The 13,041-nt window shown below is 39.1% G+C and carries 13 protein-coding genes; 8 read left to right on the forward strand and 5 right to left on the reverse strand.

Translation table 11 applies throughout. The features are described 5' to 3' along the window. Window positions 1-62: 62 nt before the first annotated feature. Window positions 63-671: a sigma-70 family RNA polymerase sigma factor gene (locus FV185_RS02690; RefSeq protein ID WP_067493301.1), complete on the forward strand. Its 609-nt coding sequence runs from the start codon at window positions 63-65 to the stop codon at window positions 669-671. Continuing rightward, on the forward strand, window positions 655-831 hold the full coding sequence (locus FV185_RS09845) for a zf-HC2 domain-containing protein (protein ID WP_156474157.1): 177 nt from the start codon (window positions 655-657) through the stop codon (window positions 829-831). Before FV185_RS02690 ends, FV185_RS09845 begins: the two co-directional genes overlap by 17 nt. Here FV185_RS09845 and FV185_RS02695 read toward each other — a convergent pair whose 3' ends face one another. Then, window positions 832-1,707, reverse strand: a complete 876-nt coding sequence (locus FV185_RS02695; protein ID WP_067493304.1) for a LysR family transcriptional regulator — start codon at window positions 1,705-1,707, stop codon at window positions 832-834. 103 nt (window positions 1,708-1,810) lie between these two features. Between FV185_RS02695 and FV185_RS02700 the strand changes: the two genes are divergently transcribed. Genes FV185_RS02700 through FV185_RS02710 form a run of 3 tightly spaced genes read left to right on the forward strand, consistent with a single transcriptional unit; the run spans window position 1,811 to window position 6,581 of the window. Next, the gene (locus FV185_RS02700; protein WP_082786994.1) at window positions 1,811-3,334 is read left to right on the forward strand and encodes a proton-conducting transporter transmembrane domain-containing protein; all 1,524 of its coding nucleotides are present in this window, start codon (window positions 1,811-1,813) and stop codon (window positions 3,332-3,334) included. Beyond that, window positions 3,321-5,675 (forward strand): putative inorganic carbon transporter subunit DabA, encoded by a 2,355-nt coding sequence (locus tag FV185_RS02705; protein WP_067493308.1) that lies wholly within the window; start codon window positions 3,321-3,323, stop codon window positions 5,673-5,675. The genes FV185_RS02700 and FV185_RS02705 overlap by 14 nt, the downstream gene beginning before the upstream one ends. Window positions 5,676-5,702: 27 nt before the next feature. Continuing rightward, window positions 5,703-6,581, forward strand: a complete 879-nt coding sequence (locus FV185_RS02710; protein WP_067493310.1) for a TIGR01459 family HAD-type hydrolase — start codon at window positions 5,703-5,705, stop codon at window positions 6,579-6,581. A gap of 2 nt (window positions 6,582-6,583) precedes the next feature. Here FV185_RS02710 and FV185_RS02715 read toward each other — a convergent pair whose 3' ends face one another. After that, complete coding sequence (locus FV185_RS02715; protein ID WP_067493312.1) at window positions 6,584-8,014, reverse strand: glycosyltransferase family 2 protein; 1,431 nt, start codon at window positions 8,012-8,014, stop codon at window positions 6,584-6,586. A gap of 126 nt (window positions 8,015-8,140) precedes the next feature. Between FV185_RS02715 and FV185_RS02720 the strand changes: the two genes are divergently transcribed. The 3 genes from FV185_RS02720 to FV185_RS02730 are packed head-to-tail and all read left to right on the forward strand — an operon-like array spanning window position 8,141 to window position 9,987. Further along, window positions 8,141-8,713: a cytochrome b gene (locus tag FV185_RS02720; protein ID WP_067493314.1), complete on the forward strand. Its 573-nt coding sequence runs from the start codon at window positions 8,141-8,143 to the stop codon at window positions 8,711-8,713. A gap of 2 nt (window positions 8,714-8,715) precedes the next feature. Next, entirely contained in the window at window positions 8,716-9,081 is a 366-nt protein-coding gene (locus FV185_RS02725) for a DUF2237 family protein (protein ID WP_067493315.1), read from the forward strand. A 6-nt stretch (window positions 9,082-9,087) separates the two neighbouring features. After that, window positions 9,088-9,987, forward strand: a complete 900-nt coding sequence (locus FV185_RS02730) for a histone deacetylase family protein (RefSeq protein WP_197457729.1) — start codon at window positions 9,088-9,090, stop codon at window positions 9,985-9,987. Here FV185_RS02730 and FV185_RS02735 read toward each other — a convergent pair. From FV185_RS02735 to FV185_RS02745, 3 genes are all read right to left on the reverse strand, one after another. After that, window positions 9,981-10,475 (reverse strand): hypothetical protein, encoded by a 495-nt coding sequence (locus tag FV185_RS02735; protein WP_067493317.1) that lies wholly within the window; start codon window positions 10,473-10,475, stop codon window positions 9,981-9,983. The two genes, FV185_RS02730 and FV185_RS02735, sit on opposite strands and share 7 nt — an antisense overlap. A gap of 137 nt (window positions 10,476-10,612) precedes the next feature. Next, a complete protein-coding gene (locus tag FV185_RS02740) occupies window positions 10,613-11,356 on the reverse strand; it encodes a c-type cytochrome (RefSeq protein WP_067493319.1) in 744 nt (247 codons plus the stop codon). A 17-nt stretch (window positions 11,357-11,373) separates the two neighbouring features. Continuing rightward, window positions 11,374-12,813 carry a hypothetical protein gene (locus FV185_RS02745; RefSeq protein WP_067493321.1) on the reverse strand — a complete coding sequence of 480 codons (1,440 nt, stop codon included), beginning with the start codon at window positions 12,811-12,813 and terminating at the stop codon, window positions 11,374-11,376. Between the last annotated feature and the right edge of the window lie 228 nt (window positions 12,814-13,041).

A 13,041-nucleotide genomic window follows, 5' to 3' on the forward strand; every position in this document is an offset into this window, starting at 1 on the left:
AAGATGAGAGATAATTAGTATTGTTAGATACAATATGCTCATAGTTATTAATCGGATGCATTATGAGCACACTTGAGGCGGCTATACTTAATAATCCCCAATTTCTTGAAGAGATAAGGCGAACTATGATTAAGTTTGCCATGATGCAGTTGGGTGATAAACATATGGCAGAGGATGTGGTGCAAGAGGCCATCCTAGGGGCCTTAAAAAATAGCCAGCAATTTCAGGGTGAGTCAGCCTTTAAAACTTGGTTATTCGCTATTCTCAAGAATAAAATTATTGATTTAATTCGCCATAAATCACGCCAGATTACTATCAGCTCTATGACTGAGGATGATGAGGCAAATCTTGATGAATTATTTGATCAAAAAGGGATGTGGCTTGATGATGAGAAGCCTGCGGCTTGGAGTAACCCCGAACAAACTGCAATTGATAAACAATTTTGGTTAGTTTTAGAAATCTGTCTTGAGCATCTTCCAAAAAAACAAGGGCAGATATTTATGATGCGCGAATATTTGGGGCTAGAGGTAAAAGAAATTGAAGCCAGTCTTGATTTAACGGTTACTAACATTAATGTTTTACTGTATCGAGCACGTTTACGATTAAGAGAATGTCTAGAGAATAATTGGTTTTTAGAAAATACGAGTAAAAAAAATGTTGAATTGTCATAAAACCACCGAGCTTATTTCCCAAGGGCAGGATCGATCCTTAACTTGGTTAGAAAAACTCAATATTCGCTTTCATTTACTGTTTTGCGATGGCTGTCGACACTTTAAACAGAATATGCAGGATATGCGATATTTTGTTAGTCAGCACTTTAACAGAAAATAATTAATTATCTCCTAACAATTTATTGAATATATCAGAAGGAAAGGCTTTGTTTAAACTAATGGCGTAAAAGTTCTCCGATACATTAGGTAGCGTGCAGTATTTTTCTAAGGTTTTTTGTTGTAATTCATCTTGTACTACCACTTCAGGAACCAACACTACTCCCGTCTTATCACGTGCTAAGAGACGTAACATAGCCATGTCATCCACTTCACTATAGTGTTCAGGCCGAAAGTTAAGTGATTCACACAATACATCAAATTGGCTACGTATATCACTGGTTATGCCGGGTAACAGTAAATGTAAATTGTGGCAGTCTTCAGGAAAATTAAAGGCTTTTTTTGAACGTCGTGGTGGACCAATTAAACTCACACTCTGTTTAGCAATCAATCGACAACGCCAATGGGCTTCATGGTCTGTGGCGATTGGTTTATTGGACAGGATTAAATCAAGGTGATGAAGTTTTAAACGCTCTAATAATTCGTTTAAGCTTGCTGACTCTAATACTAAACGTACCTCAGGATCCTCAAAAATGGGGCGGATAAAGTTCTCCTGGAAATTACGAGAGAGGGTGGCTACTGCACCAATACGGATAATTTTGTTGCTGCTACCAATTCCTTGTTTGATTTCATTTAGTAATTGGTTACCTAAATTAAATATGGCCTCCGCATACCGTAGTACTTGGTAGCCTGTGTCTGTTAGGGTTAGTTTACGATTATTACGTAGAAAGAGGGGTTGGCCTATTTCCTCTTCTAATTGTTTGATTTGCGCTGACAGAGCTGATTGAGCAATATGTAGTTTCTCTGCGCATTGTGTTAAATGGCCTATTTTAGCCACACGCCAAAAATAATATAAATGATGATAGTTGAGTTGATTCATTTCACATTGTTCTATAAAAGTGAATAATAAAATACATTTTATCTATTTTACTTATTAATAGCCCGCTGTCAAACTAACCTTATATTTTTAATGGTTAGACAAAATGACATTACCACTCCTTCTACTATTGCATGGATTAACCGTTGTTCTCTCCTACAGTTCAATGAACCTTGTAAAGAGAATACCCTTGATTCTTACTCTGTCATTATTGATTACTATCACCTTGTCTGTGAGTGCTTTTCAAAATCATGATACCTCTCACTTATTGTCTTTCTCTCTACTCACTCTGGTTGAGTTATTGAGTATTGTTATTTTTTCTTTTGCCTATGACTATTTAGATGGTGAAAAAAACCGTGCTTATTTTCTCCGTTTATTACTTAGTCTTACTTCCTGTGTGGTGGTGCTATTACTTAGCCAATCAATTCTTGCTGTGTACTTATCCTGGGTAGTGGTAGGCTTATTAGTGAATAAATTATTGTTGTTCTACCCACATCGTCCTCATACCCATACCATTGCTCATAAACAATTCGTGAACGACATGATTGCGAATTTATTAATGGCAATTGGTCTATTTGGCTTAGCCATACATTACAACTCTTGGTCTATTACAACGCTCTCTCATGCGCTGTCATTAACCCAAGAAAGTAGTGTCATGCTGTATCTACTGATTATTGCTGTTGCTTTTATGTTAAAAACCGCCATCATGCCTTTTCATGGTTGGCTTATACAGGTGATGGAAGTACCCACCCCCGTTTCTGCCTTTATGCACGCAGGAGTGGTGAATTTGTCGGGCATGATGTGGCTACGTTTATATCCCTGGTGGACGCATTACGTTACAGTTCGAGAAGTGGTCGCCATTATGGCACTCATTAGTCTCATTCTCTCAAGTATCGTCATGTTAACGAGAGTCTCTATAAAGGTGAGATTGGCATGGTCAACCACTGCGCAAATGAGTTTTCTACTTATTGAGTGTGCTCAAGGCTGGTATGAAATGGCATTTATCCATTTACTTGGCCATTCATTGTATAAAGCGCAGGCGTTTTTATTATCAGGGCACCGGGTTCATGAGCAACCACTTAAGCAACAGTTAAAAGAGAGGTTTGGGGAGGTATCAGCCAGATGGTTGTCACCGCTATTAGCCTTCACTCTCTCAATTCTATTCATACTCTTGGCCGGTAGAGTGGTTCATCACTCGTTGGGTTATGCTGCCATTTCCATACAACAGAGTCTATTTTTGGCTTTACTGTTGTCTCCTGGTTTATGGTTAATGAAACAAGATACTGTTCTGACTGTGTGGGTCAAACTAATCATGCAATGCGTATTTATTACCGTGTTCATGATGTTGCATGTATTGTTGCATCCAGTGATCCCAACAGAATTACCCTTACCCTCATTTATTACACTACCCATACTTTTCATTCTTGCTGTCACTTATCTTATCCATTGGTTGATCATGAGTCATCAAATGTTAGCCAATTCATCACGGCTTAATACGCTCGCTTATGAAGGGTTTTATTTAGATACCTTGTGGACGAACTGGGTAAGTCGGCCTGTGGAGGCAGTTTTTCATCAACCAAAACAACTTGTCACCAATGCTCTTGGGAGAGTATTAAATGAAACCTTATAGTGAATCCCCTGACATCTTGAAAAACACACTTGATCTTGCATTAAAAGAGGCCTTAACATCTATTGCGCCACAATGGTCGCTAACTCAGCAAATTGCTGTCAATCCCTTTTGGCATAAAGTTAATACACCCTTTAAACAATGGGCTGCAGAGTTTACTGCTTGCACTGGGCAGTCATTGTTAGATACCCCTTCGATACCTTTAGCACCAAGTGTTTTAAATAATGAGGAATTAAAAAAACAAGCTCAACACTATACTTTTTTGCATGGTGATAATCTTCAATGGAATGACCATGAGGCAACACAGCCATTGCAACCAAAAAAGAGCTTGTTTCAGATTGTTGATGAGAAACAACCACTCAACGGTCAGTTACATCATGCAATTCGCTATCAAATTTCTCAAACCACAGCAGCCTTTGCAGATAAACAACAAAGCCAGTGGCGTGATGACACACCGCAAGGATTATATGCATTCTGGAGAAACCATCTTGAGAAAAGATGGAATTTAGAATTTGCTGGTTTTAATCAATTAATAAGCCAACGAATCAAATTATTACCTTTCGATTCACAAGGGGCAATCCCCTTTATTGTTAATGAATTATCGGTTAATTCACTCCATTGGAAAAAATGGTTTCAACAGGCTCTCTTTAGTTTTCCAGGTTGGGCCTCGTGGTGCGCTTACCAAGATCAGTATGGTGAGGGGGCACTCAAAGGCAGTTTTTTAAGTGATTTATTAGCTATTATTCTCTCTTGGGAGTTTTTAATTGACGACACAAGTCGTACAGAGGATTCAGCTTGGTTTGACTGGCAAGCACAATGGTGTGATGATCAATCAACAGCACAACAAGATCACCTTAATTATCTCTATAGTGCTTTGTGGCTAAAAGAATACCAGTATCAACAAACATTAATTAAAGTGTTACAGCCAGCACCTACGGCTTTAAACAATACTGATGTATGCCATACCCAAATGGTGTTTTGTATTGATGTCCGCTCTGAACCCATGAGACAAACTCTCGAGAGTCTAGATCCAGGTATTGAAACTCGGGGTTTTGCTGGTTTTTTTGGTATCCCCGTGACTTATAAACAACCGGGTCAAGAGACCCATTATTTTCATGGGTTATTGAAGCCAGTTGGTCTTGTTAAAGATACATCAAGTGACCCACAGACAGGAATACTAGCAAAAATAAAGAAGCAGGTGAGTCATGCTGTTCAATGTTATCAAGAACAGATCAAAAGTCATCCTCTCTCTTCTTTATTATGGGTTGAGGGAATGGGATTCACCTATTTATTTTCTCTAGTGGCTAATTTATTTAAACGTCCTACTGTTCAATTACCTCATCACTATCAAGAGGTTTCTAAGGGTATTAATCAGTTAACTCTTACCATGAGTGAGGAGAGTAAGATCTCTGCTATCAAAGCCTTTTTAAAAGGAACTGATCTTAATAATAAATTAGCCAAACGCGTTATTATCGTTGGCCATGGCGCACAAACTGTAAATAATCCTCATCAACACTCCTTAGATTGTGGTGCCTGTGGCGGTCAATCAGGAGCACTTAATGCCTTATTGATGGTGCAATTGCTTAATGACTATACATTACGTCAACGGTTGGCTGAGGAGGGCTATGCACTCCCTCAGGATACACGCTTCATTGCAGCCCATCATAATACAACGGCCCAGTGTATTGAGTTACTTCATGTGAGTGAGGATAAATCACTTGAGCCACTGTTAAGCGTATTCAATCAAGCCACAGAACAATTATTAGATCCACAGTTAAGTCTCACTCACGCATCCAAAAGACAAAAAACTCACAATTGGGCTCAGGTAAGGCCTGAATGGGGGTTAATTAATAATGCTGCACTGATCGTGGCTAAACGCTCCAAAACTCGGCACTGTCAATTACAGGGAAGGATCTTTCTCCATGAATACAATGCTGATGAGGATGCTGACTTAACACAATTAGAACAAATACTGTTAGCACCGATGATTGTAGCTCATTGGATCAATATGAGTTATTTCACCTCGCGTACTCTGCCTGATTTATTTGGCAGTGGTAATAAATTACTACATAACGTTGTGGGTGGGGACATTGGCGTATTTGAGGGTAATAGTGGTGACTTACGAATAGGACTGGCTCAACAATCGCTTCATGATGGTAAGGAGTGGTTACATGAGGCGCAACGTTTAACGGTCATTATTGATGCATCTGAGAGTGCAATTGAGACAGTGATTAATAAACATCCACTATTACAAAGCTTGGTAGATGGTCACTGGTTACATGTACTGAGTTGGCAGAATGATGAGTTTAGACAATATGCTCATGGTCAATGGATAACCTGTTAGGTTGGTCTCTTTTAAGGAGTAGCGATAATGAAAATACATGGAATAGATTCCTGTGATCACACAATTCGGTCTATTGATTCACTGCTGTCAATTGCTAGGCACTATCAAGCCTTTTTATTTGATCAATGGGGAGTATTACATAATGGATTAACTCTCTATCCACATGTTAATGCGACTTTAGAAAAACTGTCAGGACTCAATAAACAGATAATTATTTTGAGTAATTCAGGTAAACCTGCTGAGATAAATCGTCAAAGATTATTAGCAATCGGATTACTTCCGCAGTTTACTCAACATATTGTGACAAGTGGTGATGTGGCTCGTTGGGCATTGTCTGTTAAGCACGCAAAAGTAAGTACCTTCACCTCTAAAAAATTGATTTGGTTAGACTCTGACTATCAGTCATTAGGTGGGATAGAGCAGAATTTTACTCACTTAGATGACTATCAGGCTGTGGTCTTAGCGGGACTCCTAGAGGATCAATCACATTCATTTTATTTGAAACTGATGTCAGAAATAAATCGTCGCCATTTACCCTTGTTATGTATTAATCCTGATATAAATCGTTTTACCCCACATGGCATTCAGCCAAGTGTAGGGTTTTATGGTCAATACTTTCAGAGCTTGGGGGGATTGGTTGAGTTTATCGGTAAACCTGATTCATTGGTCTATGAGTACACCATGGAAAAGTATCATCTCACGCAACCTCATCGTATTGTGATGGTAGGGGATTCTATTCATCACGATGTACTGGGTGCCTCAACCATGAATATGGATAGTGTATTAGTGCGCTCTGGGATTCACAAAAGCTTATTTGATGAAACAGAATCTCTAGAAGAGCTTTTAAACTCTTGGCATCAAGAGGGATTACCTATTCCCTCATACTTGATTGATCAAGTTAAATAAACTTAAGAGGCCTCGCGACGTAATTCTTTACCCCATTGACGTTGTCCAGTCATAAAGTGAAGCCAGCCCAATGTGGCTCCTAAGTGGCGCAATAATTGAAAACTAAAGGGCTCTAGAAACGAGGAGAGCAATGCATAAACAAGCGGCGTAGTATGTTTTTGTCCAGTCCAGCGTCGATAGAGAATAACTGACCACACATGATAAATACTATCAAATACCGCCTTGGTTAACATGATGGATAAGATACCAATCACTAATGGCCATTGAGCGCTGACCAAATACCACAATAACAGAGCGAAGGCAGATAACCCATAGACAGGTTGGTGGGTATCGAAGGTTTTGATGGGCATCATGATTAACCCAAGTAATTTAAATTTAGGGTTACCAATCATATCCAAGTTCCAATGTTGGGTTTGAAGAAAGCCTGCAAACCAACGGCGTCGTTGTTTTAAAAAGGAGCTGACAGTGGAAGGTGAGCTTGTGATGGCTTGCACTTGTCCAATAACTGCAGTACGCCAATTAAGGTGATGCTCAACACTGTAGCGATGAAGACGATGAATCACTTCATAATCCTCCACTAAACACTCATGATCAAAACCACCCACAGCGATTAACGCATCGCGTTTGAATAGGGCAAGGGCACCGGAGATCAGTAATAAACTTTCAACTCGCATCCAACTGTAGCGTGAAATAAAGTTTCTGACATATTCATAACGCTGAAAGAATTCTAGAATTTTACCTTTTACATTAGGATAGCATTGAGGAGTCAAAATACCTGTAGCAGCAACCACCTCTTTATGTTGATTAAAATAATCTTTGGCTTCTGCTATGGCTATAGGATCGAGTCTTGTATCAGCATCCACCGTCATGACAAGATCAGTGTGTAAATGAGTAAGGCTGTGGTTTAGTGTATGGGCTTTACCTGCGTGAGATAAGCGTAGCCAATAGACATTAGGAAAGACAGGGGAGGCTGAGCTGATATGTCCAAGTTGTGGCTTATCAAGTTGAAGGTACTCTTGTAACACGTCACTGGTATTATCGGTGGAGCCATCGTCTGCTAAGATTATTTTGTCAGCTTGGACGCTTTGCGTCAGGAGAGAGTGAAGTGTTCTCACCAATACGGGTGCCTCGTTGTACGCTGGAATAATTATCCCCACAGTGTGATTGCTTGATTGAGGATTTTTTTTGGTTTCTTTTTCTTTGAAAACTAAAGGAAAACTAGTCAGTGTGATAAAAACAATCAAAAACGTATCATATCCCACATAAACAATACCAGCAGACCAGGCCAAGAGGCTATTAACTGCAACAGCACGACTTAATAGCCCTAACCATAGCAGTGTGACGCCAATGGTCAAGATGTAGCTTATAAGGGGGGCAGGGCGGGGAGCAAGCCTTGGCGAACAGCGATAAAAAGCAACATCAAGTTGATTCATAATGATTCAAGTAATTAAAGGTACTTCTTTTGAATGGGATTTTGTTATTAGGTTCCATTTTAAGGGAACCCTTTACAATTAAAAAACTCTACTAACTAATTGTTTTATTGACGTTTTGGCGGATTGATGAATACTTCTTCTGAAAATTACACGTATTTTGCGAAATTACTCCATTGGCTTATTGCGGGATTAATCTTATTTAATGGTGTGTTGGCACTAACGGATGAATGGTGGGGTGAGAGTGTAATTAGACCAATTATTAATTTCCATAAGTCATTAGGTATTACAGTTTTATTATTAGTTGCTTTACGTATTCTCTGGCGTATTACACACAAAGCCCCCACCATGCCCACTCATTTAAAAATATGGGAGAAACGTTTGGCAATTTTAGGGCATACCCTTTTATATATTTTAATTCTATTAGTTCCATTAACCGGCTGGTTACATGATTCTGCATGGAAGGATGCCAGTACTCATCCATTGACATTGTTTGGTTTAATATCATGGCCTAGAATCAGTTTTATTATGAATTTAAATCCCGTCACAAAAGAATATCTACACCATGTGTTTGGTATTATTCACACAACGCTAAATTACTCTTTATATGGGGTATTGTTTATTCACATCGCAGCAGTTTATAAACATGAAAGAGTTGATAAGATCAGTGTGTTATCAAGGATGAGTCTTAAAAGTCGATAATTATGGAAATCAATGCTAAGAATGTACTGGATGGGCCACTAGAGGCGTGCTCTTATTCTCCTTTAACAGGTTTTTTTAGAGATGGATGTTGTCATACGGGTATGGATGACGTGGGTAGTCATGTGGTATGTGCTGTTATGACCGAAGAGTTTTTACACTTTTCTCTGAAAAGAGGGAATGACCTTATTACCCCTCGTCCTGAATATCGATTTAAAGGCTTACAACCGGGAGATCGTTGGTGTTTATGTGTAACCCGTTGGCAGGAAGCCTATCTTTCTGGAGTGGCTCCTCCTGTGGTGTTACAAAGCACTCATGTGCGAGCACTCTCGGTGGTTACTCTGGAAGCGTTGAAAGAGCATGCGTACTAATTCAATGTGTTAGACGTTTACTATAGCCATCATTTTGTATTACCTCTTCCTCCTGGGCATCGTTTTCCTATGGATAAATATGCCATGCTCTTTGACGAGGTTCGTCAATTACCAAATATTGTATTTCATGAAGCACCAAAAATTGAGTTAACAAATCTCCTTTTGGCCCATGACAGGGATTATATTCATCGTGTCATAGAGGGAACACTCACTGAGTCAGAAATCAAGGAAATTGGTTTTCCATGGAGCCCCAAAATGGTGGAAAGATCTCTTCGCTCTGTGGGAGCCACCTATCAGGCTGCATTAACTGCGTTAAAAAATCAGATAGCAGTGAGTTTGGCCGGAGGAACTCACCATGCTCATTACCAGCGTGGTAGTGGTTTTTGCGTATTTAATGATATTGCAGTCTCGGCACTCGCTTTATTAGACAATTATCCTGATTTGCGTATTGTTATTATTGATTTAGATGTACACCAAGGTGATGGTAGCGCTGCTATTTTGTCTCAATATTCAGATGTTTTTACCTTTTCTATGCATGGTAAAAATAACTATCCCTTCACTAAAGAAAAAAGTGATCTTGATATTGCTCTACCTGATGGTTGTAACGATGTCATATATCTGGATTTACTAGAAAATGCGTTAAGTCATATTGAGGAACAAATAAAACCTGATTTTGTGTTTTATTTGGCAGGTGTTGACCCCCATGACAATGATCGGTTAGGGCGCCTTAAGATTACAGAAGAGGGCTTAATAAAGCGCGATAAAGAGGTCTTTAATTGGGTAAGAAAGCACAAGGCATCCTGCACTGTGGTAATGGGTGGCGGCTATGGTAATGATCTCAACATCACCGTTCGTCTACATGCAAATACAGTAAGTATTGCATCAACATACAAAAGTGATTATTGAGCTGGTTGACCTGCGGGTAGGTTAGTAGGACTGCTGCTCGATGATCCACCAGGGTCGAGAGTGTCTTTAGGAGCTACTGTGAGAAGGATAATTGAATTGCTACCCATAATTCCTCCACCATCTGTTATCTCAACAGTTGCGATACGGTCAGCTTTTGTAAACACTAATAAACTTGATTTGGATTTTGTTGCTGAGACTAAAGTCCATCCGGCAACTGGAAACTGATTTTTAAAAAAAACATAGGTATCAGTTAAACTTTGATTCCCAGCTAGTTCCACGTGTCCTGCCCAATTATTGCCACCACCTAAAATCATAGAGTGATCGTTATTAAGTTTTATTCCAGGAGGCAGGGGCATGTCGCCAAATAATTGTGATTTAACAGGATCAACAGCATCACCTTGTCCAGAGCCAAAACTTGTTGTGGAATTATTTGCACAGGATATTAAGGTAAGTGCAAATACTGATGAAATTAATAAGTTTTTTAACATAATGATTATGATAAAAATTGAAAGATAGTTTTACTTTACCGAGATTGGCTTTCTTTAGCAAGAGAAGTAATAATTATTACGACAGAAATAAAAAACCCCGCCTAAGCAGGGTTTTTTATTGTTACTAAAAGCAATGTTTATCTTAATGTTTGTAAGTAATTAGCTACTGCCATTCTTTGCTCTTTACTTAGGCCATGAGACATAAGCTCCATAACAGCACCGTTGTTGCCGGCGCGCCAAGGTTCACCGTTTTCAGTAACGCCCGGATCTTCAAGGTTACTTTGAATGTCTTTGTGATCATTTACTAACTCATAGTCGTCATTAAATACGGTTAATTGTTTGTAAATATAATCACTATGTTGTCCAGCTAGTCGCGGAATATTAGCATTACCCTCAGCGTTTTCTCCGTGACAACCTGAACAAGGAGGAACACCACCTGATAGATTCCCTTCTTGCCATATTTTTTTACCTTCAACAACTAGTTTAGGATCAGCATAAGCTGTATTAACAGGTGCAGGCTGTTTAGAAAAATACTCCGCAAGTTGATCAATTTGTTTGTCAGTTAAATTACGAGCAACACCCCACATGAATTGTTGAGCAGCTGGGTCAAGACGCGTCTCATCCTTTAATTCATGTAACTCAACTGCTATATATTCTTTTGTCTGATGAGCCAGGTTTGGGAATGTTGGATTAATTGATTGACCATTTAATCCGTGACAAGTTGAACAAACTTGTTGTGCATAAGTAGATCCTGTCACGTTTGGATTATTTAGATTACGACTTCTCTCACTGGAATGAGTTGGGTTGGATCCCAAATCAGCACAAGAGGCTAGAGCCAGTGTCATGGCTGAGAGTGAGATGATTTTGGTAATTGTTTTCATAGTCATTCCTCTCTATATTAATAAATTACACTGCCATAGAGCATGGTAGTGTTAAATGAGTGTGGACTTAATGAACCTGGGAGGTTATTGGCATTGGTAATTAGGTTTGAGGTGGTACCACCTAAACGTGTATAAAAAGTCTCCATTACGCCAATACGAATATTTTGATAAGGTGCCCAGAAAACACTTGGCATAATTGAATCCCAATCAGGGCTACCATTTACTCCGCTAGAGTACAGTGTCGTGTCATTTGTTCCTCTTGCACCATGGAAGAATAACATTGCACCGTACTTAGCTTTATAAATGTATGTCATATCAGCCCAATACTCATTTAATGTATTAGCATTATTAGCTACAACTCCGCCAACTAGAGGGGCGCTATTTTGCATATTTTCATGTGTTAAACGGAAATGTGCTGCGAAATAATGAGGGTCTAAAATATATTGATATTGTGCATCTACCCCCATATCTTGCCATGTGGCTTGTGCATTTGCTAGGCTAAATAAATTGTTTACACCATAAGGGTCACCTGAACCAAACAGTCCGTGAAGACCAAAAAAGACTTCATGAGGTCCCCATTCTTTGTTATAACCAAAACGTGTATACAAGTTATTGTTATAGCTTGGTGCACTTGCAGCATCTACCCCCTCTGTAAAAACAGATAAGGGCCCGTTTGAGACTTTTCTATAAACACCTAGTTCACCATACCAGGTTTTATCTTTGAATAAATAAGTACCTAGTCCAACTACATTATGTTGGGATAATCCACCTTGAAGCTGTGTTTGAGGTGCTAAACCAGCTACACCGTTAAACCCTGAATTAAAATAACCAATCCAATCTGAAGTCCAATTTTCTTGCGTATTCCAAACGTCGGACATAGTTATACGGTTATTAAGATATGCACCATAAATCCAATCACCAGAACTATTAACTCTATGGTCTGCTAAACGAACTTCAGAGTTATCTATTGATACAGTCCAATTTAAAGGTGTGCTTGGTCCAGTAGATACTGTAGTTAAAGGATCATATTTGGCAGCAGTCCATTGAATAAAAGCACCTAAGTTATCTGTCAAGTGACCGCCAGTAAATAAACTAATAGTTTGTGCATCAAACGCAGAAGTAGGTGCCGTACCATTTATCCCATTTGGTTGAGTATTTGCATACCACTGTTTAGATGCTTGCAACCATACAGAAAACGGTGAACGATCCAAGTTAGTAGTCATTTCACCAAAGATGTTTTTAGCATCACCTTGGGTGTAACCTGTTAACTTAAAGTAACGACCCAATGCAGTTAATTGTGGATACTCCCCACCTACGTGACAGGCCACACACTTAAATCCAGTTTGACGGGCAAATACTGGAATAGCGTTGGCATCCAATGAGGAGAGTAGTACAACCCCTCCCATGAGCGCTAAAAAAGCACTCCGAGCTTTAAATAAAAAGCTAGTAATTTTCATTGTGAAAACCCCCTAATAGTTTTTAAATTCCTTTAATCCTGCCCTTGTTGTGCAGACAAGTATATTTTTGTGGAACTTTTCTATGTATAACTAAAACAGAATTAAAGACTAAGTACGACACTACAATTCTGAATGAATGCAAATTTATGTCAAGAGTTTGTTGCGAAAATGTGACAGATGGAAAACTGCAAGTGAAAATTACGCAACAACCAAGCAATTGGTTGTTGC

The organism is Ferrovum sp. PN-J185 (assembly GCF_001581925.1).
GTDB lineage: Bacteria > Pseudomonadota > Gammaproteobacteria > Burkholderiales > Ferrovaceae > PN-J185.

Bases quoted from the DNA above. Each gene is read 5' to 3' on its own strand.
- FV185_RS02720 (WP_067493314.1), top strand. From the start codon at position 8,141: ATGAATACTTCTTCTGAAAATTACACGTATTTTGCGAAATTACTCCAT.
- FV185_RS02745 (WP_067493321.1), bottom strand. From the start codon at position 12,813: ATGAAAATTACTAGCTTTTTATTTAAAGCTCGGAGTGCTTTTTTAGCG.
- FV185_RS02710 (WP_067493310.1), top strand. From the start codon at position 5,703: ATGAAAATACATGGAATAGATTCCTGTGATCACACAATTCGGTCTATT.
- FV185_RS02740 (WP_067493319.1), bottom strand. From the start codon at position 11,356: ATGAAAACAATTACCAAAATCATCTCACTCTCAGCCATGACACTGGCT.
- FV185_RS02700 (WP_082786994.1), top strand. From the start codon at position 1,811: ATGACATTACCACTCCTTCTACTATTGCATGGATTAACCGTTGTTCTC.
- FV185_RS02715 (WP_067493312.1), bottom strand. From the start codon at position 8,014: ATGAATCAACTTGATGTTGCTTTTTATCGCTGTTCGCCAAGGCTTGCT.
- FV185_RS02725 (WP_067493315.1), top strand. From the start codon at position 8,716: ATGGAAATCAATGCTAAGAATGTACTGGATGGGCCACTAGAGGCGTGC.
- FV185_RS02690 (WP_067493301.1), top strand. From the start codon at position 63: ATGAGCACACTTGAGGCGGCTATACTTAATAATCCCCAATTTCTTGAA.
- FV185_RS02705 (WP_067493308.1), top strand. From the start codon at position 3,321: ATGAAACCTTATAGTGAATCCCCTGACATCTTGAAAAACACACTTGAT.
- FV185_RS02735 (WP_067493317.1), bottom strand. From the start codon at position 10,475: ATGTTAAAAAACTTATTAATTTCATCAGTATTTGCACTTACCTTAATA.
- FV185_RS09845 (WP_156474157.1), top strand. From the start codon at position 655: ATGTTGAATTGTCATAAAACCACCGAGCTTATTTCCCAAGGGCAGGAT.
- FV185_RS02695 (WP_067493304.1), bottom strand. From the start codon at position 1,707: ATGAATCAACTCAACTATCATCATTTATATTATTTTTGGCGTGTGGCT.